The sequence below is a fragment of the Ruegeria sp. HKCCA4008 genome (assembly GCF_013033125.1).
Classification (GTDB): domain Bacteria; phylum Pseudomonadota; class Alphaproteobacteria; order Rhodobacterales; family Rhodobacteraceae; genus Ruegeria.
In genome coordinates, this window is the sequence record NZ_WQDM01000001.1 from 36985 (window position 1) to 60094 (window position 23110).

A 23110-nucleotide genomic window follows, 5' to 3' on the forward strand; every position below is an offset into this window, starting at 1 on the left:
ATACCTCTGCTCTCATGGTTTCGCCTCTGCGTGCGATAAGTCTTGGATGACCGATTGCAGAATTGGCGTCAGCAATCCCGCAATGCGGTTTACGCCTTCTGCTGTGTCGATCAGATCGTTTCGAACCTCGATCATGACATTTGGAAGCCCGCGCCGGACCGCGTGTTCGCGCAACGTGTGCGTGACGCCATCCGTCGCCGAGTAAGGTTCGTTCAAAGCCACGCGCAATCCCGAGCTTTCCGCGTGGCTCAGCATCAGCTGCGCGGCGCGGTCGTCTTCGTCATGAAGAATCCCCAGCTCTACCGTTCGGGGGGCTCCCTTGTAGACGGGCGTGAAACTGTGGATCGTGATGACAACCGGAGGTTCAGGCCGTTCGTCCAAAGTGGATGAAACCAGCGTTTTGAAAGGCTCATACACGTCGCGTACCCGCTGGGCGCGCTGAGCATCTGTCAGGTTCATGTTGCCGGGAATGGAAAACACTTCGCTGACCTGCGGCATGGCATCTTCGCGTTCGGGCGGGCGGTTGCAGTCATAAACAAGGCGACTGACGCGCGAGTGGACCAGCGGCGCATCCAAAGCGCCCATCAGCTCCACCGACAGGTCCAGCGCGCCGATGTCCCAGGCCGCGTGAGAGCCGGCCGCTGCCTCATCCAGCCCCAATCCATCCAGCGCGGCCGGAATAAACCGGCTTGCATGTTCGCATATCAGCACGGCAGGTGCGCGACCGTGCGCATTGAGCACGCGGGCTGCCGGGGCTTCGGTCGGCAAAAGCAATGATGACTCGGTCTCGTGACACATAGGTAGCATTTGTTACAGCAACTTCTCACCTGTCAAGAAAATTTCTGTAGACAAAATTTCAAACGAACATATTCTGTAACAAATTCAAGAAACGAGGGCGCCGATGGCCACCGTTGCCAAACTTGTCAAACAGAGGATTCAGGATGAGCTGGACGATCTGACACGGTCTGAACGTCAATTGGCCTCGGTCCTGTTGCAGGATTATCCGATGGCCGGTTTGCAATCGATCACCAAGCTGGCCGCTGCGGCGCAGGTTTCGACCCCGACAGTTATTCGCATGGCGCGCAAGCTTGGGTTTGACGGGTTCCCCGACTTGCAGGATGCGCTGCGCGAAGAGGTTGCGGCGCAGATCAAAAAGCCGATCTCGAAACGGGACGCCTGGGTTGTGGATGATGAGGCAGAACATCCGACAACGCGTTTTGCCCAGGCGGTATGGACCAACATGCGCCACACGCTGGAACGTCTGGACAAAGAGATGTTCGATGCCGTCGCGCGTCTTTTGGCCGAGACAGAGCGTCATCTTTACGTCGTAGGTGGTCGCATCACGCGGTCAAATGCGGATTACCTGTTCAATCACATGCAGATCATCCGGCCCAACGTGACGATGCTGGGCAATTCGGCGAATGTCTGGCCGCAATACCTTCTGGATATGGATGAATCATCCGTTCTGGTGATCTTCGACATCCGCCGTTACGAGGCGCATCTGGAGAAGCTGGCACAGGTTGCCTCGGGCCGCGGCGTCACCGTTGTTCTGTTTACGGACCAATGGGGTTCGCCAATCGGAAAGACCGCCAATTATTCCTTCCACGCATTGGTCGAGGCGCCCTCCAGTTGGGATTCGACCATTGCCTTGCAGTTGATCTCGGAAACGCTGATTGCCGAAGTGCAGGAGGCACGTTGGGAAGAAAGCAAGGAGCGGATCGAAGAACTGGAGCGGTTCTTTTCTTCGACCCGGATATTTCGCAATCAGGACTGACGGGCCGAGCAGTGTCGAAAAAATTGCGCCACTAATTTTGCCACTTCCGGCTTGACGATCCCGAAAGCATGACTTAACCAGCGCAAACCATTTGCGGGTATAGCTTAATGGTAAAGCCCCTGCCTTCCAAGCAGGCTATGTCGGTTCGATTCCGTCTACCCGCTCCACGCCTTCCCTGAAATTCTGCGTCAAATGGCCCTTTCGACCTGCCGATTGCGGTTGTGATGCTTGACCATACTTGACTGTACCTCCAAGAAAGCGGTCACTCAGTACGGTTCAGGACACAAGGGCCAGACATGGCAAGACAAGCCGCCAGCAAGCCAACGCATACCGCCGCGCCCGGAGCCTCCGAGGAACGCGCCCGTTCAAAGAAGATTGGGGTTCTGGCCTCGCTTTGGCCGTTCATGAAACCCTACAAATTCCTGATGATCGGCGCGACGCTGGCGTTGATTCTGACGGCCAGCATGACCCTCACGCTGCCATTGGCGGTGCGGCGCGTGGTCGACAATTTCCGAATTCAGGATGGAGAGCTTCTGGATTGGTATTTTCTGGCCGCGCTGGTCATCGCTGCCGTTCTGGCCGTGGGTACCGGTATTCGGTATGCGCTTGTGACCCGTCTGGGCGAACGGGTGGTGGCCGATATCCGCAAGGCGGTGTTTGATCGGGTCATCGGCATGAGCCCGGAATTCTATGAGCGAATCATGACCGGTGAGGTGCTGAGCCGGATCACCACTGACACGACGCTGATCCAGTCTGTTCTCGGCTCGTCCGTGTCCATTGCCCTGCGAAACATGCTGATGTTCATTGGCGGACTGGTTCTGATGCTGCTGACATCCGCCAAGCTGACCGGGCTGGTGTTGTTGCTGATCCCGGTGGTCATCGTGCCGATCCTTGTACTTGGTCGCCGTCTGCGCGTGATCAGCCGCGAGAATCAAGACTGGATCGCGGCCTCGTCCGGCAACGCGGGTGAGGCATTGGGCGCGGTGCAGACCGTTCAGGCATTTTCTCATGAACAGGCCAGCCGCCAGCAGTTCAGTGAGCTGACCGAGACATCCTACGCCGTCTCGCTGCGCCGCATACAGACCCGCGCGGTGCTGACGGTGATCGTGATCTTCCTGGTTTTCTCGGGTATCGTGGGCGTTCTGTGGATGGGTGCCAATGACGTGCGAAATGGCGTGATGACCGAAGGCGTTCTGATCCAGTTCGTCATCTATTCGATCATCATGGCGGGCTCGGTCGCCGCCCTGTCCGAAATCTGGAGCGAACTTCAGCGTGCCGCGGGGGCCACCGAACGTCTGGTCGAGCTGCTGCATGCAGAAGATACCGTGACCGACCCTGCCAATCCCAAAGCGCTTCCCAAGAACATTCAGGGCGAAATCCGGTTTGAAGATGTCAGCTTCCGCTATCCCGCGCGGCCCGATACGGTTGCATTGGATCATCTGTCACTTCTGGTGAAGCCAGGCGAGACGGTCGCATTCGTCGGGCCATCCGGGGCAGGAAAAACAACCGTGATCCAACTGATCCAGCGGTTCTATGATCCGAACTCGGGCCGCGTGACGCTGGACGGTCTTGATCTGCGCGACATCAACCGGTCGGACTTCCGCCGCCACATGGCTCTGGTGCCTCAGGATCCCGTGATCTTTGCTGCATCCGCGCGGGAAAACATCCGCTTTGGTCGTCTGGACGCCTCGGATGCAGAAGTCGAGGCCGCCGCCCGGGCCGCTGCCGCGCATGATTTTATTACGGCCTTGCCCCAAGGATATGACAGCTTTGTCGGCGAACGCGGTGTCATGCTGTCTGGCGGGCAGAAGCAGCGTATTGCCATTGCCCGCGCAATCCTGCGCGACGCGCCGGTTCTGCTGCTGGACGAGGCGACTTCGGCGCTGGATGCGGAAAGCGAACGCGCAGTGCAGGGCGCGGTGGACAAGATGCGTGCCGGCCGCACGACCCTGATCGTCGCGCACAGATTGGCGACTGTTAAGAAAGCCGACCGCATCGTCGTGCTAGAGGAAGGCCGCATCGTGGCACAAGGCCGCCACGAGGATCTGGTGTCTCAGGACGGGCTGTATGCACGCCTTGCCCGGTTGCAGTTCACCGATGGTGTCGCCGCAGAATAAGAGTGACGCTCCGGCACTTGCGAATTCGCCGTAGCGTCATTCTACATTTTACTCCCCCTGAAGGCTAAGGCCTCGCTTGCGCGAGGTTCGTTTTGCTTCCATCTTGGTTGCGAACAACAAGCCCGCGCAAAACGCGGGAGAATAATACGGGAGGAACCACATGGCCTTTGTGGGTTTGGAAGACAAGAAGCGCATGGAACAGGAAATGCCGTGGGAGGATCGGGATTTGCCCGTCACCTTCCATCAGCTTTTGTCGCGCACCGCAGGGAAGTTCCCCAACCACAATGCCATGAGCTTCCAACTGTTCTCGGGCCCGAAGGACAAGGCCGAGACCCTGACCTGGTCGCAACTTCTGGCTCAGGTCAACCAGGCGGCAAACCTGTTCCGCTCGCTGGGTGTGGGTGAAAAGGACGTGGTCGCCTATGTGCTGCCCAACTGCAACGAAACACTGGTCACGATGATGGGCGGCGCGGTTGCGGGGATCGTGAATCCGATCAACCCCTTGCTTGAACCGGAACAGATTGCCGCGATCCTGCGCGAGACCGGCGCCAAGGTCGTGGTGACGCTGAAATCTTTCCCGAAAACAGATGTCGCGCAGAAGGTCGAAGAGGCGGTGCGCCACGCACCCAAAGTCAATACCATTCTGGAAATCGACCTGAACCGGTATCTGACCCCGCCCAAATCATGGCTGGTGCCGTTTCTGCGCCCCAAGATGGGCGACAAGGAAAAGCTTGCCCATGCGGATTACAAGAACTTCCACACGGAACTGGCCAAGCAACCGACGACGCTGACGTTTGAAGACAGCAAGGAAGATCGTGTCGCCTGTTATTTCCATACCGGCGGTACCACGGGTATGCCGAAGGTGGCGCAGCACAAGTATTCCGGCCTGATCTACAACGGCTGGTTGGGAAACACGCTTCTGTTTGACGAAAACGACGTCATCATGTGCCCGCTGCCCATGTTCCACGTTTTTGCGGTGCATGTGATTGTGATGGCGGCCGTATCATCCGGTGCCCATGTGGTTTTCCCGACACCACAGGGATATCGCGGCGACGGGGTGTTCGACAATTTCTGGAAGCTGATCGAGCGTTGGAAGGTGAGCTTCATCATCACCGTGCCAACCGCGATTTCAGCCAAGATGCAGCGCCCGGTCGATGCCGATATCTCAAGTGTAAAAACGGCCTTCTCGGGCTCGGCCCCGCTGCCGGTGGAACTATTCCGCCGCTTTGAAGAAGCAACCGGCGTCACCATTGTCGAAGGGTACGGTCTGACAGAGGCCACATGTCTGGTTTCGTGCAACCCGGTGGATGGTGAGAAAAAGATCGGATCGATCGGTATTCCGTTCCCCTATACAGACGTCAAGATCTTGCAGGATGGGCCAGACGGACCGACCGAGTGCGACACTGATCAAATCGGTGAGATCTGCATCTCGAACCCGGGTGTCTATGCGGGCAATACCTACACTGAGGCCGACAAGAACGTTAACCTGTATCACTTCGACAAGTACCTGCGCACGGGCGATCTGGGGCGCTTCGACGAGGATGGGTATCTCTGGATCACCGGTCGCGCGAAGGACCTGATCATTCGTGGCGGTCACAACATCGACCCTGCCGAGATCGAAGAGGCTTTGCTGGGTCACGAGGCCGTCGCTTTTGCCGGTGCCATCGGTCAGCCGGATGCGCATTCCGGTGAAGTTCCCTGCGCCTTTGTCGAACTGGTCGAGGGCGCGTCTGTCACCGAGAAAGAGCTGATGGATTACTGCAAGGTTCACGTGCATGAACGCGCGGCGCAACCCAAGCACATGACCATTCTGGATGAGCTGCCCAAAACGGCCGTTGGCAAGGTGTTCAAGCCTGAACTTCGGAAACAGGCCATCACTCGTATCTACAACGGCGCCCTCGAGGATGCAGGTTTGGCGGCGCGGGTGGTTTCCGTCATCGATGACAAGAAACGCGGCCTTGTCGCGCAGCTTGACGCGAACGGAACTTCGGAAGACGATGTTGCAAAAGTGCTGGGCGTATACACCCGGCCATGGGAGTGGTCTGAATAAGCCGGAGGGACAATGGACTATGAACGCCTGATCGACGAAGAAACCTGGGCGTTCATACGTCGCACGGCCGAAAGCTATCCCGATGACGCGGTCGAGCTGTCGATCGAGGATCAGCGCCGTGTCTATGACACCATGTGTCAGGACTTTCGCCAACCACGCCCGGCTGGCGTGGAAACAGAAGACCGGGCGGCCGATGGTGTTCCGGTTCGAATTTACTCTGCCGGGCAACCAACCCGAACCGTCATCTATTTTCATGGTGGCGGTTTCGTTGTTGGTGGTCTGGAAAGCCATGATGACGTTTGCGCTGAATTATGCGCCCAAACCGGCTACCGGGTCGTCGCAGTCGATTACCGGCTGTGCCCTGAACATGTGCACCCGGCACAGTTTGACGACTGTTGGAGCGCTGCGAACTGGGCCGCAAACGAATTCGGAGACCCTTTGATTTTGGCCGGCGACAGCGCCGGTGGAAATCTGGCTGCTGCCGTATCCCATTACGCGCGCGGGCGTTTGGACGGGATCCTGGGGCAGGTGCTGATCTATCCGGGCCTCGGAGGGGACCGCAGTCAGGGGTCCTACCAGGAACATGCCCAGGCCCCCTTGCTGACGTTGGATGAAATCAGGTTCTATGAAACCGTCCGATGCGCGGGCGATCCGCCCCAGGGCGATCCGACCTATGCGCCATTGCAGGACAGTGACTATTCAAACCTGCCACCGACCGTGGTTGTAACGGCTGATTGCGATCCGCTGCGTGACGACGGGCAAATTTATTGCAGTCGGATCAATGCGGCGGGCGGGCAGGCCCACTGGATCAATGAATTCGGTCTTGTGCACGGATATCTGCGCGCACGAACTGCGGTGAAACGTGCGGCCGACAGTTTCGAGCGTATCTCGGTTGCGATAGAAGCGCTGGGGCAGGGGATCTGGTCCTACGACTGATGCAGGGATTTGAAGGCTCGGGTCCTTTTGGGGCCTGTATGCCGAAAACCGGCTGGCTGTGGTAAGCTCACTCAAATTATCCGAGGAGATCTTACCTTATGGCCGACCCCTTTCAGAACGTCGATGCCGCAGGGCCAGAATTCATCAAGCTGTTTGCGGATTCGATGGACCAGCGGCAAGCGGACCCGACGATGGAGCGGATCGTGGCCGCGTATCTGGGTCATCTGAACGTCACGGATGCATCGACGGTTGTTGAGGTTGGCGCCGGTGCAGGCGCCGTCACACGTCGCATCGCAACACACTGCCACCGGGCGAAGGTCATAGGTTTCGAACCTTCGAAGGGATTTGTCTCGGAAGCCAACATGCGGGCCAAAGAGTATTCGAACCTGACTTTCAAGGTTGCCGACGGTGCCGCGCTTCCGCTGGAGGATGATGCCGTCGATGCGGTCATCATGCACACGGTGCTCACGCATGTTGAAGACCCCAAATCGTTGGTTGCCGAGGCCTTCAGAGTGTTGAAACCCGATGGGATCTTGATTGTATGTGACGCTGATTTCTCAAAAGCGACCTTCAGTGCCTTTCCGAATGATCCTCTGGATATGTGTGCAAAGGAATTTGTACGCGAGTTTGTGACCGATCCTTTTGTCGTCGCAAAACTCAGGTCAATGATTTCCGAGGCCGGGCTTTCCGTGACACATTTTGACGTGCAGAGCAGAGTTGTCTCGACACCCGAGCAGATGTTGCCTTGGGTCGACCTGACCACCAAGCAAATGTACGAGCGGGGTGATATCGGAAAAGAACTGGCTGAGGGGCTTGTGGCCGAGCACGAAAGACGTGCTCGAAACGGGTCACTTTATGGATATCAGGTGTTTGCGACAGTGGTGGCTGCGAAGGCCGCATAAGCGGCCCCGAAGCTGCGTGCGTGTTACCGCAGAAACGGTTCGGCCTTCATTGTCTCTGCGATGGGGGCGCCCATTCGGCTCAGGATGGTCGGGGCCAATTGCAACTGGCTTATGACGGTATCGGAGTCCGGCCCTTCGGCGTCGCCGAAATAATACAGCGCCGTTTCCTGTTGCAGCGGGCCGCGCCCGCCGTGGTGCCCACGCTCGTCCTGGCCGTGATCCGCGGTGACGATCACTTCATATCCCAATTGGCGCCAGCGGGGGATGAAAGGGGCCAGCATCTCGTCGGCGACAAAACAAGCGTGATCCATTTCTTCGCAATCGTGGAAGAAACGGTGGCCCATACTGTCCAGCGTGCAGGTGTGCAGAATGCCATAGTCCAGCCCGAAACGCAGGCACAGATTGGTCAGAGTGGCATACAGATCGACATCGGATGGCGTCATCTGATTGGCTTTGCCATAGCCCGTCATGCTGTGAAAACGGCCATGGTTGATCGTCGCGCTTTCGGGCTCGTCATATTCGATGTCGCGGACGTAATCGAAGGGATGACGGTTGAAGAACTGCGACCAATAGCTGTGTGTCACCGCCCCGGTCACCCCACCGGCTTCACGCACCTGACTGAATACGTCCTTGTGGCTCAGCCGGAAGACGTTTCCATTTCCGGTACAGCCATGCTCTTGCGGCGTCACGCCCGTGTGGATCGACGCATAGCAACTGGCCGATGTCGAAGGCAGCACCGCGCGCAGTTTCCAAAGCCGTGCTTCTCCGCTGTCGACCCAGCCTTCGAGATTGCCGAACAGGCGACGAAAGTTGCGATAGGGGACACCGTCCAGAATGATGAGAAGTAGCTTGCGGTCCATGTCGAGGCCCTTTGAGAGACATTGCGTTCCGGCGACCCTAAGAGATTTGACGTCCTCGGGCTGCCACTTTGCGCCCCCAATAGCAGAATCCCGACACCTGTCTTCAAACAAGGTGCCGGGATTTCAAACCTACATTGAAATGTCACGAACCGGATCAGTTGCCGGCGCTTTCCATCTTGCGATGGGCGACAACCTCTTCCAGCCAGCCCAGATGCATTTCAGGCACCGAACTGAGCAGCAGGTCGGTATAATCGTCGAAGGGCGGGCTCAGCACCTGGCTCTTCGAGCCATAACGGGCCACGCGACCCTGATACATCACCGCGATGCTGTCGCTGATCGCGCGGACCGTCGCCAGATCATGGGTGATGAACAGATAGGCCACATCTTCGATCTTTTGCAGGTCCAGCAGCAGCTTGAGGATCCCGTCTGCCACCAGCGGATCCAGCGCCGAAGTGACCTCGTCACAGATGATCATCTTGGGCTTGGCTGCCAGTGACCGGGCGATACAGACACGCTGCTTCTGACCTCCGGACAGTTCCGCAGGATAGCGGTCGATGAACTTTTCGCCCAACTCGATCTCATCCAACAGCTCGATGATCCGCTTGCGCTTTTCAGCGCCACGCATGTTGAAATAGAACTCCAACGGGCGGCCGATGATGGTGCCGACGGTCTGGCGTGGGTTCATTGCCACGTCCGCCATCTGATAGATCATCTGCAACTCGCGCAGATCCTCGCGAGAACGCCCTGCAAGGTCCGGCGACAGCGTGCGACCGGCAAAACGGATCTCGCCATCGCGCGGCGGCAACAGGCCGGTGATCACCCGGGCCAGCGTGGATTTGCCCGAACCGGATTCGCCCACGACCGCCAGCGTCTGCCCCGGATGAAGCTCGACGTTGACGTTGTGCAGCACGTCGAAGTTCAGCCCCTTGTAGCGCGCGGTGATCCCGTCAACGGTAAGCAACGGTTCCGGTGTGGGCTGCTTTTCTTCGTGCTCGATCGAACGCACCGAGACCAAAGCCTGAGTATATTCTTCCTGCGGGTTGTTGATGATCTGATCGGTGCTGCCGTATTCGACTGTGTCACCCATCCGCAAAACCATGATATCGTCGCTGACCTGCGCAACAACCGCCAGGTCATGCGTGATGTACAAAGCGGCAACGCCGGTATCGCGTATGGCATCCTTGATCGCCATAAGAACATCGATCTGGGTGGTCACATCCAGCGCCGTGGTCGGTTCGTCGAAAACCACCAGATCGGGTTCAGGACACAGTGCCAATGCGGTCATGCAACGCTGCAACTGACCGCCCGAAACCTGGTGCGGATAACGGTTGCCGATGTTGTCAGGGTCAGGCAAGCCCAGCTTGGCGAACAGCTCACGCGCGCGGGCCTCGGCCTCTTTGCGCGAAAACTTCTTGTGCTCGACAGCCGCTTCGACAACCTGATCCATGATCTTCTTGGCCGGGTTGAACGACGCGGCGGCAGATTGCGAGACATAGGCAACCTCACCCCCGCGCAGATTCCGAATATCGCCATGCGATGATTTCAGGATGTCGCGCCCGTTGACCCAGACTTCGCCGCCGGTGATTTCAACGCCACCCCGGCCATAGGCCATCGAGGCAAGACCGATGGTGGATTTCCCAGCGCCGGATTCACCGATCAGACCCAATACTTTGCCGCGCTCGAGGTCAAAGCTGACCCCGTGCACGATTTCGATGTCATGGGGTTTCTCACCCGGTGGGTAAACGGTCGCACCGATCTTGAGGTCACGGACCTTGAGAAGGGTATCACTCATCCCCGACCTCCTTTCAACGATGTGGTTCGGTTCAGGATCCAGTCAGCGACAAGGTTGACCGAGATCGCGAGCGTCGCGATGGCCACCGCGGGGTACAGGGCCGCGCCAATGCCATACACGATGCCGTCCTTGTTTTCCTTCACGATGCCACCCCAGTCGGCCAGCGGCGGTTGAACGCCGAGACCCAGGAAGGACAGGGTCGAGATGAACAGCACCATGAAAATGAACCGCAGGCCGAACTCGGCCACCAGCGGTGACAATGCGTTCGGCAGGATTTCCCGGAAGATGATCCATGTCCGCCCCTCACCACGCAGTTTGGCGGCTTCGACATAATCCATCACGTTGATATCCACGGCGACGGAGCGCGAAAGGCGATACGGGCGTGTCGCATCCAGAAGACCCATGACAAGGATCAGGATCGGAACAGTGACCGGAACGATGGCCAGAATGACCAGCGCAAGGATCAGGGTAGGGATCGACATGATCAGATCGACCGTCCGGCTAAGCGCCTGATCCGCCCAACCGCCCAGAACGGCGGCCAGAAGACCAAGCGATGTACCGGTCAAGAAGCTGAGCAATGTCGCTGCGGCGGCAATGAAGATCGTCGTGCGACCGCCATAGATCATGCGGGTCAGCAGGTCGCGGCCGATATTGTCGGTGCCCAGCAGGTGTTCGGCGCTGGCCGGCTCCCATACATCGCCGACCACTTCCGCCATCCCGTAAGGCGCGATCAACGGGGCAGCAATGGCCACGAAGAAATAGGCGCCGGTGAATATGAGGCCAATCAGAGCCGAAATAGGGATGTTTTTCATTTCGGATGCCTCAGTCTTGGGTTGGCGAGGATCGAGACGATATCCGCGACCATGTTCAGGCCGATGTAAACAGCCGCGAACACCACGCCGCAGGCCAGAACAACCGGCACGTCACGTTTGGTCACGGCGTCCACAAGGTACTGCCCCATGCCGGGATAGACGAACACGACTTCGACCACGACGACACCGACAACGAGGTAGGCGAGGTTCAGCATGACAACGTTCACGATCGGTGAGATTGCGTTGGGAAAGGCATGCCGCGCGATGACCTGAAACGTGCTCAGGCCCTTGAGTTCGGCGGTTTCGATATAGGCTGATTGCATGAGGTTCAGAATTGCAGCGCGGGTCATCCGCATCATCTGCGCCAGGACCACCAGTGTCAGAACGAAGGCCGGCAGCGCAATCGCGTTCAGCTTTTGCCAGAACGACATCGAGTCGTTGATCATCGCAAGCGAGGAAAACCATCCCAGCTTGACCGAGATGTAGTAGATCACGACGTAGCCGATCAGGAACTCGGGGATGGAAACCGTTGTCAGCGTGACGGCGGAAATCAGTTTGTCGGGCCAGCGATTGCGGAACCGGACAGCGAGCAGACCCAGAAAGATCGCAAGCGGGACGGATACGATTGCCGCGACACACGCCAGGAACAACGTGTTCCCGAGGCGTTTTCCGATGCTCTCGGCAATATCAAGCTTGTTGGTCAGCGATTGGCCAAGGTCGCCCTGAACGATGCCGCCCAGCCATTCAAAATAACGGGTCAGGGCCGGGCGATCCAGGCCCATTTCTTCGCGAAGGTTGGCCAAGGCCTCGGGGGTTGCGGACTGCCCCAGGACGGCTTGCGCGGCGTCTCCGGGAAGAGCTTCGGTCAGGCCAAAAATCAAGGCCGAAGCGCCGAACAGCAATAGAAGTCCCAGCGCGAGGCGCTGGGAAACCAGTTTTATGATAGGATGCATTATCCGTGGCCTGTTTTACGCGAACCACATTTTGCGGCTGGCTTGTCCACCCATTAATTCGTCATAGGGATCAGGTTCCCAACCGGCCAACTGGTCGCTGACACCGTCGAGAAACTGGTTGAACATCGGACAAATCAGACCGCCCTCTTCGTTAAGCAGTCGACCCATCTGGGAGTACAACTCTTTACGCTTGGCGGTGTCGAGTTCACCCTTTGCTTTATTCAGCATGTCATCGAACTCGGGCCGTTTCCAGCGCGTGTCATTCCAGTCGGCGGTCGAAAGATACGCGGTGGTATACATCTGATCCTGTACCGGACGGCCAGTCCAGTAAGAGGCGCAGAAGGGTTGCACGTTCCAGACTTCAGACCAATATCCATCACCCGGCACGCGTTCGACCACGAGCGGGATACCGGCGGCAGCGGCGCTTTGCTGGAAGAGCTGAGCCGCGTCCACAGCGCCCGGGAAGGCAACTTCAGACGTGCGCAGTACAATCGGTGATCCGTCGTGCCCAGACTTCTTGTAGTGCTCAGCTGCCTTTTCGAGATCGAACGGACGTTGCGGGATCGTATCATCAAAAAGCGGATAGGCCGCATTGATCGGAATGTCGTTACCGACACTGCCATAGCCCTGTAGAATCTTCTCAACAAGCTCCTCGCGGTTTATCGCATATTTCAAAGCCAGTCGTAGATCGAGATTGTCGTACGGTGCTGTGTCCGAATGCATGATGAAGACGTAATGCCCGCGACCTGTCGTGGGCTGTACACTCAGGCCCGGTGCGCGACCCAGTAGTCCTGCAACCTTGGGTTCAACCCGGTTGATTAGGTGAACCTGACCGGACTGAAGTGCCGCAGTCCGAGCAGTGGAATCATTGATTGCGATTATCTCGACACTGTCAAAGTGCGCATCATCCGCCCAGTAATTCTCGAACTTCCTAAAGACATGACGCACACCCGGCTCATCGACTTCCAACTTGTATGGACCGGTGCCGATACCTGCACTCGGATTTTCGAGGCCACCGTCTGGCTGAATGATCAGGTGATAGTCTGCCATGAGGTAGGGCAAGTCAGCGTTCGGGCTGTTCAAGGTGACCGAGAAGACATCGCCGTCAACTTTCATCGACTCAATCTCTTTCATGATGCCTAGGGCACCAGATTTCGAGTTTTCGTCCGAATGGCGCTGCATGGTCTTCAGCACGTCTTCGCTGGTAAGTGTCTTGCCGTTGTGAAATTCAACGCCCTGCCGGATCTTGAAGTTCCAAACTTTGGCGTCTGCGCTGGCTTCGACGCTTTCGGACAGGCGCGATTCAATCGAGCCGTCCGGCGCTACAACCACAAGCGTGTCACCGAATTGGCGACCGTTAAGCGCAGGCACTTGGCTGGCGTAAGTTGCGGGGTCCAGAGAGTTCGTCGATTCGCCACCGACAGAGCCGATCTTCAAATCACCGCCTTTTTTCGGGCCTGCCGCGCGCGCTGCGTCCGCGAACATCGTGCTGGCCACGGCAGCCGAAACGCCCAGGGCCGCGGCCTTCCCCATGAATTCGCGGCGAGTCATCTTCCCGGCTGTGACCTGACCGGCCATATGCGTTATTTGTTCATTCATATGAGTGTTCTCCCTATTGAGTGGTTCCAGCCCCTTGGGGGGCTTTTTGTTGACGCATGAGTCAACGTTGGCTTATTTCCGCGAACCGGGCAAGGTTATTTCTCCTAAATGCCGAAGGCCGAAGCCTTCGCTTTGTTGTCCGGTGTGCGGCAATTGTTGAGTGGGTGTTCCGGTACATTCTGCATTTCGGGTAGTTTCTGGTCGATTGCGGGCCAAAGCGGCATGATAAGCGTCAATTCATCCACGTATCGCGACAACCAGATCCATGACATTGGTGCCGGTTGGCCCGGTTGTCAGCAGGCCTTGGACTTTTTCCAGGAAAGACCCGCTATCGGCGTTTTGAAGGGCGCGTTCGGCGCCCTCACCCCAGGTTGCTCCGGTTATGATTCCACCCGCCGCATTTGTCGGGCCATCCGTGCCGTCGGTGCCGCCCACAATCACCGCAAGATCCGTTTGTCCCGCGATCTCTTTTGCCAAAGCAAGCGCAAGGGCCTGATTTCTACCGCCACGTCCCGGGTGATCAGGCAAGACCACGGTCGGTTCTCCGCCAAAGATCATCACGCCCTTTTCCATTCCACGCAGCATGGGCCCAAGACGCGCCGCGACCTGCAAATAGTCGTCGTGCAGGGCCTCATCATTGGTCAATACCCTCAGCCCCATTGTTTCCGCTGCTTTGGCGGCGGCATTGCGGGCATGCGCGTTCGAAGCGACGATCCGGGTGCTGGCGGCAAAGAAATGAGTGTCGGGCAATGCTCCGATTCCTGATCCGATGACGTTCAGATCGTCTCCGGGCACATCCGAAATCGCCAGAACGGTGGCGCGGTCTCCGGCGAAATGGGACAGCAGGCCGCCGCCCTTGATACGCGACAGCTTGCGCCGCTCGGCATTCATTGCGCGGATATCCAGCCCTTTGGACAGCAGCTCGCGGTTCAACGCCTCGAGATCCGCCAGCGATGTTCCGGGAAGCAGGTCCTCGGCCAGAGATGACGCGCCACCCGAGACCAGCAGCAGAACATGTGATCCGGGCCCCATCTGTTCCATGGCCAGGCGCAGTGCCCGCCCGCCCGCCAGGCTGCGGTCGTCCGGAACGGGGTGTGATGCTTCGATCACCTTGACCCCAGCCGGCAGGTCGTGGCCATGCCCGTCTTTGGTGACCACAAGCGTGGGGATGGCGCCGAAATGTTCCAGCGCAGCCCGCGCCATGGCTGCCGCGGGTTTGCCCACGGCCAGAATACGGTCTGGTTTCGGGACATCAGGCAAGGCGGCCAGGGTGGCCTTATACCCGCCGACGGCATCAACACCGGACTGCCACAACCTGACAGCTTGCTTTTCAATATCCATCAATTCTCCACCCAGATCGTGACTGGCCCGTCATTTACAAGCTCAACCGCCATATCCGCGCCGAACTGTCCGGTTTCCACCGCGACGCCCTGCGCGGCAAGGTGCTCTGCGAAGACCTTGTACAATTGCTCTCCCAACTCGGGCGGGGCCGCGTTTGAAAATCCGGGGCGATTGCCGCTGGAGGTGTCCGCTGCCAGTGTAAACTGGCTGACCACCAAAGCAGAGCCTTCAATATCCAGAAGCGAGCGGTTCATCTTGCCGGCGTCATCCTTGAAAATCCGCAGTTTCGCGGTTTTCTCGGCCAATTTTTCTGCCTGTGCCTTGCTGTCGCACTGCATGGCGCAGACAAGAATCATGAGCCCGGGACCAGTTTTGCCGATGACGGTGCCTTCGACCGACACTTTGGCCTGTGTCACCCTTTGCAGCAATGCGCGCACTTGGTTCCTCCCCCCCGAAACGTTGAGCCTGCCTGAGCGATGGTTTAGCCGCGCCAGTCCACAAAGTCACCCAATGCCGCGCGTTCCGTACGGAAGCTGTTTGCAGGATGATCCATATCCGAATAGCCAAAGGAAATTGCGCACAGGATCAGCCGGTCATCAGGGATATGAAAATACTGATGCAAAAAATGGCTGTACGCCGCCAATGCCGCTTGCGGGATGGTTGCCACGCCCAATGCCTGAGCGGCGAGCGCAAAAGCCGTGACAAAGCCGCCGCAATCCATTGCGCCATAAGGTCCCAGCTCTGCCGGGCTTGAGATGATGGCACAATGTGGTGCGCCAAACAGGGCGAAGTTCTGCATCATTTGCTGCGCCGATCCTTCACGGTCCCCCCGTTCTACGCCAACCGCGCTGTAGAGCGCCCAGCCGCACGTCCGGCGCCGGTCTTGATACACGCCGGAGTAGGAAGCGGGAAAAGGAAGATCGGGGGCTGGCGTGCCGTTCCTGGCTTCGTTTGACATCGCGTCGCGGAACCTGTCGGTTTCGTCTTTGCTGGTGATGACCAATTGCCAAGGTTGCGCATTGCACCAACTTGGCACCCGGGACGCGCTGGCCACGATCTGTTCGATGTCACCACGTGGCACCGGGTCGGGCCGAAAGGCGCGGCAGGAATGGCGCGCGGTCAGAAGCGTGTTCAGGTCGGCCAGGGTCACGTCGTCTTCTCCTCCGGGGCAGCCGGCGGCAGGATGGGTGAGAAGCCGGGGATGTTCAAGGGGTTCCGCCGCAGAGTTTTCGGCGGAGGAACCCCCGAAGGTCATTGCTGTCCGGTCGCCATCAGGTATCCGATGCCCGCGGCAACCAGCAGGCCAAGCACAACGGCGATCGTGATCTTGATTGCCGACCAGGGGCGTTCTCCCTGAACCCGGCCGGTCCGGCCGTTCACCACGAAACGATAGGTCTGACCGCGATACTTGTACGCCGCCAACCAGACCGGCAGCAGGATATGTTTGAACGTGACATCGCGCACATCGGTGTCCACTGCATGGATGCGTTGCCTGTCGCCCCCAATATCAAACCGCACGTCCCGCTCGATCACGCGAGCCATATGTGCGCGGGCCTCGGCATATCCATCTTTCAGCTCGACCGTATAGGCTTCGGCCCGAAAACCGGCGAGGTACTCTGGCTGGTAGGGTTCCAGAGCCGGGAGATCCCAAGGCTCCAGAGCATCCGTGTAAGCCTTGGGCAGGGACCTTGAGGCCAACACCAGCACGTCGTCAAAAAATCGCGCCACCCGGCCGGATTTGGGCGTCCAGCGGACCTTGGGAACCTGTTGTTGCACCCGTTTGCCATCCCGCATGACGGTGCGGGTTTCATAGTAGACTATGCCGCGCTCTCCGCGATAGGCCGACTTCGTATCGGCGTCGAAGGTCCAGTAGGGCACATAGATGCCCTGCATCCTGCGGCCCTTGCGGGCATAATCTTTCAACCCGTTCGGCGCGAACCACAGCCGTCCCAGCCAGTCGCTCATGGCCTTGTGGGCGGCGCGTTCGTCCAGCGCAAAGGGCAGAACGCCCTTCGGTTTGATATGCCGGTTTATCCCGGTGTCCGTCACGACCGGGGTGGCGCAGAACGGGCATTCCGCTGCGTGGGTATTGGGATCGAATTCAACCTGCGCTGCACAGTTCGGACAGGACAAAACCCGCGTCTCTTCGATCTCGCTGTCGGGCAGGCGGTCGGCGATGGCTGCGTCGAAATCCAGCTCGCGCAGGCTAGCGCCGCCCCAGGGGCCGGCGCCGATCGGTTCGGAATGGCCGCAATGGCCACAGGTCAGGGTGCCGGAGTGCGGGTCGAATCGATAATCCGCGCCGCAATTGTCACATGGAAAACGATGTTCCGCAGAACCGGATGGCGGGGCAGGAGGCTGGGTCATAGGTGGTCACTTGTCGAGGGTAAAGTGAAGATAGGCTGCGCGCTGCTCCTCGGGCAGGACATGCGGCAGCATCGCGGCCTCGCAGGCCCCGATTGCCCTGAAATTCTCGCGCGCTTCGGCCAGTGTCAGGCCATGGTTGGCGGCAGAGGGCTCGCGGGGGTTCTTGTCGCACAGAATGTCCTCGTCCTCCCAAAAGCAGATCGCGCAGATCAGATAGGCCCCGCGCTCGGCCAGGGTGACATAACCGCAGCAAGGGCAGATGAATTGCGGCTGCGGCGCTTTGCGCCCGCCTGTCTTCGAGCGTTTCCGCGATGCGGTCATGCCGATGCCTCACGCCCCGGGCGGCGGAGGCGGCAGGATCGTGAAAAGCTGCGCCAGTTCCTGCACCTCGCCCGCTTTCTTCCATCCGTCCTGACCGGGCGTCCACACGAAAGTGTCCCGCGTGATCTCGCCCTCACTGGCCATGCGGCCCATCTTGGCCTTCGAGAACGGGCCGCTGGTCTGACCGTCCACCGCGATATGCCAGACATGCTCGACCGGCGGCGGGGGCGGCGGGGCCACATGCGTGGATGGTTGCGGGGCAGCGGGCGCAGGCGCCCCCCACGGGCCTGACGACCGACCCGCTGCCATGTTCGACATCTGGTTCGCCATCGCCATGCCCATTCCCATGCCAAGGCCAGCGCCCATGCCGCCGCCACCGCTTGGGGAACTGGCGGCCGCCGTCATCGCCTCGGCCGCGGAATACTGGGTGAATTTGCCCAGATCCCCCGCCAGCCCCATCGAGGTGCGTTTGTCCAGCGCCGCCTCAACCGCCGGCGGCAACGAGATGTTCTCGATGTAGAACTCCGGCATCTCGAGGCCGTAGCCGTCCAGCACGGGCGAGACCTCGGCCGCGATCAGCTTGCCCAGATCGGCGGTGTTTGCAGCCATGTCCAGAACCGGGATGCCCGAGCCCGCGATCACCCGGCTGAATTCCTGCACGATGATGTTGCGGATCTGAAAGCTGATCTCGTCCATGGTGAATTCACCGTCGGTGCCCACGATCTCGACCAGAAATTTGGCCGGGTCCTTCACCCGGATCGTGTAGGTGCCATAGGCGCGGATCCGGGTCGGGCCGAATTCGGGATCGCGCAGCATGATCGGGTTCTTGGTGCCCCATTTCAGATCGTTGAACCGGGTCGTGTTGACGAAATAGATCTCGGACTTGAACGGCGACTGGAACCCGTGATCCCAATGTTGCAGCGTCGTCATGATCGGCATGTTGTTGGTTTCAAGCATGTAGAGGCCCGGCGTGAACACGTCGGCCAGCTGGCCTTCGTGTACGAATACGGCCGCCTGGCCCTCGCGCACGGTCAGCTTGGCGCCATACTTGATCTCGTGGCCCTCACGTTCAAACCGCCAGACCATCGTGTCGCGGGTGTCGTCCACCCAATGAATGACATCAATGAATTCTCCGGTCAGAAAATCGAATATTCCCATTTGGGTTCTCCTGTCCTTGGGGTCAGAGCGACTGCCCCATCAATTCATGTGCGATAATTCGTACGATGGGCCGCGCTTCATCAACGTCTACGCCGGGCTGCAAGCGTGGGTCATACAACATCGTCAGCAGCTTTTCGTCGTGACTGGTCAGCAAGGCAAATTCGTCATCATCGTTGAAAATCGAAGGTCGCGCTGCCGGGCTGTCATTGGACAAACCAAGACCCTGAGCAATTTCTTCGTGAATGCAGCTTTGGCGACCCAAATCCGTCAATTCCGCCCGAATGAGGGACACGGCACGTATGTATCTGTGCGGTGATGAGGTCGTTGCCGATGCAAACACCAGACAGTCGAAATTTGCACGTGGATTGGCCACCAGATTCAGCGAGTCCTGACTGATATTCGGGATCAGCTGTTTGAGGCGGGATACGACATAGGCGCTGTCATCCTTGCCTGCAAAAAAGACATGGAAATTGGCGTTGCGGGAGACAACGGAAACCGGATGATCGGTCAATCTGGCCAGTCGGGTGGCAAAGGACCGCACCTGATCTGCATCTTGCTTCCGTGCAGAGGGAAGCACGGAGGGCCCGAACTCGGTTTGTATGCGGACAGAGCCGGACCATCGGCTGAGTTGCCCGTCTGTCTGACGCGAGCCAACCGCGACGCTTCGTGTCGGATACTCGCTGTAGAACGCAATCGCTTCAAAATTCCGCGCCAGATCATCGGCATCATAGGGAGTGTCCGGACCGCCCCCATCGGTGCGCAAAAGCCCCCGCACCAGCAAATCCCGTTCAACCCGCTGATAAAAACGCGCCAGATCCTGACTTGCGGCCGACGGCGGCACATAGGCATTGGCTGCCACGGGGGCGGGTGTCGGGCGAGGTTGCGGAACAACGGATGACGTCAGGGTCTCGTCGCAATTGGCCAGAGCCAAAAGCGATACCATCCCCAAGGTCCCTTTCAAGTAAACGAAGGCCCGCATGCCGATCCCGCCCTTAGCCGGGAACCGCCGTACCGGCATTGTCGCCGGTTCCGTCGCGGCGCGCTTTGGCGGCCGCCAAAGTGTCGCGCAGTTCCTTTTCCATCTTCTGCAACTCAGCTTCGGCTGCGGCGCGTTTGGCCTTGCCTTCGTCCGCAATGGCAAGGCTTTCGTTGATGGTGCCAATCAGGTCGGCATTGGCCTGCTTGACCGCTTCGATGTCGAACACGCCACGCTCCATCTCTTGGCGGATCATCTTGTTCGATTCGCGCAGGTTGGCCGCATTCGAAGTCAAAAGCTCGTTCGTCAGGTCGTTGGCATCCCGCACCGCGGCGGCGGCTTCGGCGCTGCGTTGTATCGTAACCGCCTGGGCCAGCTGCGTTTCCCACAGCGGGACCGTGTTCACCAGTGTCGAGTTGATCTTGGTGACCAGCGATTTGTCGTTTTCCTGAACCAAGCGGATCGACGGCAGGGACTGCATCGTGACCTGTCGTGTCAGTTTCAGGTCATGAACCCGGCGTTCTAGGTCGTCACGCGCCGCACGGATGTCACGCAGTTCCTGTGCCTTCATCACTTGCTGGTCTTCCGGAGCGGCCTGAACTTCGGCTTCCTTTTCAGGGATGTCGTGGCTGTCCAGCTCGGTCAGCTTCTCTTCGCCCGCAGCGATGTACAGCGCCAGTTCGTCATAAAAGCCCAAGGTCTTCTCATAAAGCAGATCCAGAGATTTGATATCCTTGAACAGCGTATGCTCATGCCCCAGAAGATCGTCGGTAATGCGATCGATCTGGCCCTGAACCTCTTCGTATTGCGCTGTGAATTTTGCAAACGGTGCAGCCCTGCCCAACAGTTTCTCCCACCAGCTGCGCTCGCGCCGCACGTCAAGTTCACTGACCGAGAAACCGCGGATTGTGGTCACGATATTGCGCAGGCTGTCTCCGGCCGGGCCGACATCCTTGTTGCGCACATCCGCAAGCATGGCTTGGCTGATTTCCTGCAGCTCGGCCTGAGCGGACGAGCCAAACGCGACAATAGAATTGGTGTTGTCCATGTCGATTTCATTCATCCGCTTGCGAATTTCGGCGCTGACGGGTTCGTCGGCTTCCTCTAGCGGCACGATCTCGGCCTGCGGTTCGGGCAGGGCAACTGCGGTGACTTCCTGTACCAGAGTTTCGGCCTGAACTGCCTTGTTCTTGATCTCTTCGGACATGGGTATGTTCCTCGCTCAAATAGTGGCCGGTCAGTCCAGCCGGACGCCTTCGCGCTGCAATCTTTCACGCAACACGTCGATTTCGACCGTCAGATCACTGCGGTCATCCAATAGCATTTTCCGCGTACGCGCGGCAAAATTCTGTTCCAGATCGTCCAGAAGGGCGGAATAGTCGGCCAGTGCCTGCGCGTCGCGGGTGCGCGCATAGACATCAGCAAATTTGACAGTCGCATCACGCGCGCCCTGTAGATACACAGTCAGATATTTTCTGGCACCGGCCAGATCGCGGGGGTCTTCCTCGACCGTGCGGAACAGGTCACGTGCGGTGTCCTGAAATCGCTCGACCCGGGCTTCGACTCGACGGTCGCCCGCGCGTTTTATGGCATCCGTCATTTCCGACAAGTGTTTCTCGGCATCATCGACCACGCGCGCCACGCGGTCTTGCTGAAAGGTGTCGACCCCCTCCATGCCCTTGTTCTTCATCGGATCAAACCCGAATGAGACAGAATGCAGAACGGTCGCTGCGACACCAAACAGCACGGGGGCCAACAGGCTGACCTGCGCTGCCGCTTCAGCGTCCAGAAACTCGGACCTGTAAGACGCAAGGCCAGCACCAAGGCCGGTGAGAACACTGGCAAATATCTTCCGCGGAAAAGCAGGACGTCGGGCGGTTTTGCGGGCATTGTACGCGGCTTCGGCTCTCAGACCTTCTCGCAGCAAAAATGCGGCCGCCGTCAGAAAACCCGCAGCGACCAGCCCCAGTGTCATGCCAATCGCGCCGTCGTTCAGGGACAGAAACACCAAAGGAATGGCGGGTAGAAACAGAATATTCGCACGTGCGCCAGCGGGCTCGACCCGTGCGCCGTCAAACTGACCCCTCGGCAGTGGGGCGTTTTCCGATTCATCTCCCTGTGGGCTGTATTTGCCGCCAAACCGCTTTGCCATGGCTTAAAGACCTCCGAGCAAACCAGTGCAGACGCCAAACAACAGCACCAACAGCACAGCGTAGGCCAGTTTTTGCACTCCGCTTCCGGACATCACGCCCCCCAAATAGCAGCTTTCACTGAAAATTTAGGGTATGCGCGGGCTTAGCGCTAGGGGGAAGGTTGCCGAACCCACATCACTTACGGGGATTCTTGCCGATCTGAGGTCGTTTTCTTTTGGGCCGCGACGGGCGTTTGGGCGGGTTGCCGGGTTTGTCTTCGGCGTCCAGCCCCAGCTGGTCCCGCATGACCCGGCGACGGACTTCTTCGACCTCGCCCTGTTTCAACGTCCCAAGCTGGAAGGGGCCGTAGGACACGCGCAACAGACGGTTCACTGTAAAACCGATATCTTCCATCGCGCGGCGGATTTCGCGGTTCTTGCCTTCGCGCAAACCGATCGTCAGCCAGGCATTTGCGCCCTGCTGGCGATCCAATGAGACGGTCATTGGCTGGAACCGTTCTCCCTCGATCACCAGCCCCTTGCGCAGCGGTTCGAAATCTTCGTCCTTCGGGCGACCGTTCACCCGTACGCGGTACTTCCGCAACCAGCCGGTCGAGGGCAGTTCCAGCTTGCGCTTGATGCCGCCATCGTTGGTCAACAGCAGCAATCCTTCGGAATTCAGATCCAACCGACCGACGCTCATTACCCGTGGCATGTCGTCGGGCAGCTTGTCGAATATTGTCTCTCGTCCTTTTTCGTCGCGGGTCGTCGTCACCAACCCGGCGGGTTTGTGATACAGCCACAGACGCGACGGTTCCGGTTCCGAGACTGGCCTGCCGTCGACTGCGATCTTGTCTTTCGCGGTCACGTTCAGGGCGGGGCTGTCGATGGTCTTGCCATTCACTGCCACGCGGCCCGCTTCTATCATGCGTTCAGCCTCGCGCCGGGATGCTACGCCGGCGCGGGCCAGGACTTTGGCGATCCGATCGCCGGGGGGTGGGGTCTTGTTCATGTCAGGGCC

At 58.9% G+C, this 23110-nt stretch carries 21 protein-coding genes and 1 tRNA gene; 6 read left to right on the plus strand and 16 right to left on the minus strand.

The window, feature by feature from the left end; translation table 11 throughout:
- Positions 1-12 precede the first annotated feature (12 nt).
- Positions 13-798 (minus strand): N-formylglutamate amidohydrolase, encoded by a 786-nt coding sequence (locus tag GOW60_RS00165; RefSeq protein ID WP_254430043.1) that lies wholly within the window; start codon positions 796-798, stop codon positions 13-15.
- A 103-nt stretch (positions 799-901) separates the two neighbouring features.
- On the opposite strand from GOW60_RS00165, the gene GOW60_RS00170 reads away from it, so the two are divergent.
- The 6 genes from GOW60_RS00170 to GOW60_RS00195 all read left to right on the plus strand — a co-directional run bounded on the left by GOW60_RS00170 (position 902) and on the right by GOW60_RS00195 (position 7779).
- Positions 902-1774 carry a MurR/RpiR family transcriptional regulator gene (locus GOW60_RS00170; protein WP_171114706.1) on the plus strand — a complete coding sequence of 291 codons (873 nt, stop codon included), beginning with the start codon at positions 902-904 and terminating at the stop codon, positions 1772-1774.
- A 93-nt stretch (positions 1775-1867) separates the two neighbouring features.
- Positions 1868-1941 (plus strand) — tRNA-Gly (locus GOW60_RS00175).
- 129 nt (positions 1942-2070) lie between these two features.
- Positions 2071-3891 carry an ABC transporter transmembrane domain-containing protein gene (locus GOW60_RS00180; protein WP_171227807.1) on the plus strand — a complete coding sequence of 607 codons (1821 nt, stop codon included), beginning with the start codon at positions 2071-2073 and terminating at the stop codon, positions 3889-3891.
- Between the two features lie 160 nt (positions 3892-4051).
- A complete protein-coding gene (locus tag GOW60_RS00185) occupies positions 4052-5941 on the plus strand; it encodes an acyl-CoA synthetase (RefSeq protein ID WP_171227808.1) in 1890 nt (629 codons plus the stop codon).
- A gap of 12 nt (positions 5942-5953) precedes the next feature.
- Positions 5954-6877: an alpha/beta hydrolase gene (locus tag GOW60_RS00190; RefSeq protein ID WP_171227809.1), complete on the plus strand. Its 924-nt coding sequence runs from the start codon at positions 5954-5956 to the stop codon at positions 6875-6877.
- A gap of 98 nt (positions 6878-6975) precedes the next feature.
- Complete coding sequence (locus GOW60_RS00195; RefSeq protein ID WP_171227810.1) at positions 6976-7779, plus strand: methyltransferase domain-containing protein; 804 nt, start codon at positions 6976-6978, stop codon at positions 7777-7779.
- A 23-nt stretch (positions 7780-7802) separates the two neighbouring features.
- Here the strand turns inward: GOW60_RS00195 and GOW60_RS00200 are convergent, their stop codons facing one another.
- The 15 genes from GOW60_RS00200 to GOW60_RS00270 form a co-directional block, all read right to left on the minus strand.
- Positions 7803-8639 carry an alkaline phosphatase family protein gene (locus GOW60_RS00200; protein ID WP_171227811.1) on the minus strand — a complete coding sequence of 279 codons (837 nt, stop codon included), beginning with the start codon at positions 8637-8639 and terminating at the stop codon, positions 7803-7805.
- 154 nt (positions 8640-8793) lie between these two features.
- Positions 8794-10431 (minus strand): ABC transporter ATP-binding protein, encoded by a 1638-nt coding sequence (locus GOW60_RS00205; protein WP_152458795.1) that lies wholly within the window; start codon positions 10429-10431, stop codon positions 8794-8796.
- Entirely contained in the window at positions 10428-11243 is an 816-nt protein-coding gene (locus GOW60_RS00210) for an ABC transporter permease (RefSeq protein WP_152458793.1), read from the minus strand. Before GOW60_RS00210 ends, GOW60_RS00205 begins: the two co-directional genes overlap by 4 nt.
- Positions 11240-12196, minus strand: coding sequence for an ABC transporter permease (locus GOW60_RS00215; RefSeq protein WP_171227812.1), 957 nt, complete (start codon positions 12194-12196; stop codon positions 11240-11242). The genes GOW60_RS00210 and GOW60_RS00215 overlap by 4 nt, the downstream gene beginning before the upstream one ends.
- A 15-nt stretch (positions 12197-12211) precedes the next feature.
- Entirely contained in the window at positions 12212-13795 is a 1584-nt protein-coding gene (locus tag GOW60_RS00220; RefSeq protein WP_171227813.1) for an ABC transporter substrate-binding protein, read from the minus strand.
- A gap of 237 nt (positions 13796-14032) precedes the next feature.
- On the minus strand, positions 14033-15136 hold the full coding sequence (locus GOW60_RS00225) for a glycerate kinase (RefSeq protein ID WP_171227814.1): 1104 nt from the start codon (positions 15134-15136) through the stop codon (positions 14033-14035).
- Positions 15136-15573 (minus strand): D-aminoacyl-tRNA deacylase, encoded by a 438-nt coding sequence (dtd, locus tag GOW60_RS00230; RefSeq protein ID WP_171227815.1) that lies wholly within the window; start codon positions 15571-15573, stop codon positions 15136-15138. The genes GOW60_RS00225 and dtd overlap by 1 nt, the downstream gene beginning before the upstream one ends.
- Positions 15574-15617: 44 nt before the next feature.
- Entirely contained in the window at positions 15618-16286 is a 669-nt protein-coding gene (locus GOW60_RS00235; protein WP_371813309.1) for a nitroreductase, read from the minus strand.
- A gap of 101 nt (positions 16287-16387) precedes the next feature.
- The gene (locus GOW60_RS00240) at positions 16388-17503 is read right to left on the minus strand and encodes a TFIIB-type zinc finger domain-containing protein (protein ID WP_171227817.1); all 1116 of its coding nucleotides are present in this window, start codon (positions 17501-17503) and stop codon (positions 16388-16390) included.
- Positions 17504-17509: 6 nt separating this feature from the next.
- The gene (locus tag GOW60_RS00245; RefSeq protein WP_171227818.1) at positions 17510-17824 is read right to left on the minus strand and encodes a CPCC family cysteine-rich protein; all 315 of its coding nucleotides are present in this window, start codon (positions 17822-17824) and stop codon (positions 17510-17512) included.
- A gap of 9 nt (positions 17825-17833) precedes the next feature.
- Complete coding sequence (locus tag GOW60_RS00250; protein ID WP_171227819.1) at positions 17834-18982, minus strand: SPFH domain-containing protein; 1149 nt, start codon at positions 18980-18982, stop codon at positions 17834-17836.
- Between the two features lie 22 nt (positions 18983-19004).
- Positions 19005-19925 (minus strand): DUF2927 domain-containing protein, encoded by a 921-nt coding sequence (locus tag GOW60_RS00255; protein WP_254443800.1) that lies wholly within the window; start codon positions 19923-19925, stop codon positions 19005-19007.
- 49 nt (positions 19926-19974) lie between these two features.
- On the minus strand, positions 19975-21165 hold the full coding sequence (locus tag GOW60_RS00260) for a toxic anion resistance protein (RefSeq protein WP_171227821.1): 1191 nt from the start codon (positions 21163-21165) through the stop codon (positions 19975-19977).
- 30 nt (positions 21166-21195) lie between these two features.
- A complete protein-coding gene (locus tag GOW60_RS00265) occupies positions 21196-22110 on the minus strand; it encodes a 5-bromo-4-chloroindolyl phosphate hydrolysis family protein (protein WP_171227822.1) in 915 nt (304 codons plus the stop codon).
- A gap of 175 nt (positions 22111-22285) precedes the next feature.
- Positions 22286-23101: a pseudouridine synthase gene (locus tag GOW60_RS00270; protein ID WP_171167082.1), complete on the minus strand. Its 816-nt coding sequence runs from the start codon at positions 23099-23101 to the stop codon at positions 22286-22288.
- Positions 23102-23110 lie beyond the last annotated feature (9 nt).

Bases quoted from the DNA above. Each gene is read 5' to 3' on its own strand.
- GOW60_RS00260 (WP_171227821.1), bottom strand. From the start codon at position 21,165: ATGTCCGAAGAGATCAAGAACAAGGCAGTTCAGGCCGAAACTCTGGTA.
- GOW60_RS00250 (WP_171227819.1), bottom strand. From the start codon at position 18,982: ATGGGAATATTCGATTTTCTGACCGGAGAATTCATTGATGTCATTCAT.
- GOW60_RS00240 (WP_171227817.1), bottom strand. From the start codon at position 17,503: ATGACCCAGCCTCCTGCCCCGCCATCCGGTTCTGCGGAACATCGTTTT.
- GOW60_RS00225 (WP_171227814.1), bottom strand. From the start codon at position 15,136: ATGGATATTGAAAAGCAAGCTGTCAGGTTGTGGCAGTCCGGTGTTGAT.
- GOW60_RS00165 (WP_254430043.1), bottom strand. From the start codon at position 798: ATGTGTCACGAGACCGAGTCATCATTGCTTTTGCCGACCGAAGCCCCG.
- GOW60_RS00265 (WP_171227822.1), bottom strand. From the start codon at position 22,110: ATGGCAAAGCGGTTTGGCGGCAAATACAGCCCACAGGGAGATGAATCG.
- GOW60_RS00170 (WP_171114706.1), top strand. From the start codon at position 902: ATGGCCACCGTTGCCAAACTTGTCAAACAGAGGATTCAGGATGAGCTG.
- GOW60_RS00190 (WP_171227809.1), top strand. From the start codon at position 5,954: ATGGACTATGAACGCCTGATCGACGAAGAAACCTGGGCGTTCATACGT.
- GOW60_RS00220 (WP_171227813.1), bottom strand. From the start codon at position 13,795: ATGAATGAACAAATAACGCATATGGCCGGTCAGGTCACAGCCGGGAAG.
- GOW60_RS00270 (WP_171167082.1), bottom strand. From the start codon at position 23,101: ATGAACAAGACCCCACCCCCCGGCGATCGGATCGCCAAAGTCCTGGCC.
- GOW60_RS00180 (WP_171227807.1), top strand. From the start codon at position 2,071: ATGGCAAGACAAGCCGCCAGCAAGCCAACGCATACCGCCGCGCCCGGA.
- GOW60_RS00205 (WP_152458795.1), bottom strand. From the start codon at position 10,431: ATGAGTGATACCCTTCTCAAGGTCCGTGACCTCAAGATCGGTGCGACC.
- GOW60_RS00185 (WP_171227808.1), top strand. From the start codon at position 4,052: ATGGCCTTTGTGGGTTTGGAAGACAAGAAGCGCATGGAACAGGAAATG.
- GOW60_RS00200 (WP_171227811.1), bottom strand. From the start codon at position 8,639: ATGGACCGCAAGCTACTTCTCATCATTCTGGACGGTGTCCCCTATCGC.
- GOW60_RS00245 (WP_171227818.1), bottom strand. From the start codon at position 17,824: ATGACCGCATCGCGGAAACGCTCGAAGACAGGCGGGCGCAAAGCGCCG.
- GOW60_RS00255 (WP_254443800.1), bottom strand. From the start codon at position 19,925: ATGGTATCGCTTTTGGCTCTGGCCAATTGCGACGAGACCCTGACGTCA.
- GOW60_RS00195 (WP_171227810.1), top strand. From the start codon at position 6,976: ATGGCCGACCCCTTTCAGAACGTCGATGCCGCAGGGCCAGAATTCATC.
- GOW60_RS00210 (WP_152458793.1), bottom strand. From the start codon at position 11,243: ATGAAAAACATCCCTATTTCGGCTCTGATTGGCCTCATATTCACCGGC.
- GOW60_RS00215 (WP_171227812.1), bottom strand. From the start codon at position 12,196: ATGCATCCTATCATAAAACTGGTTTCCCAGCGCCTCGCGCTGGGACTT.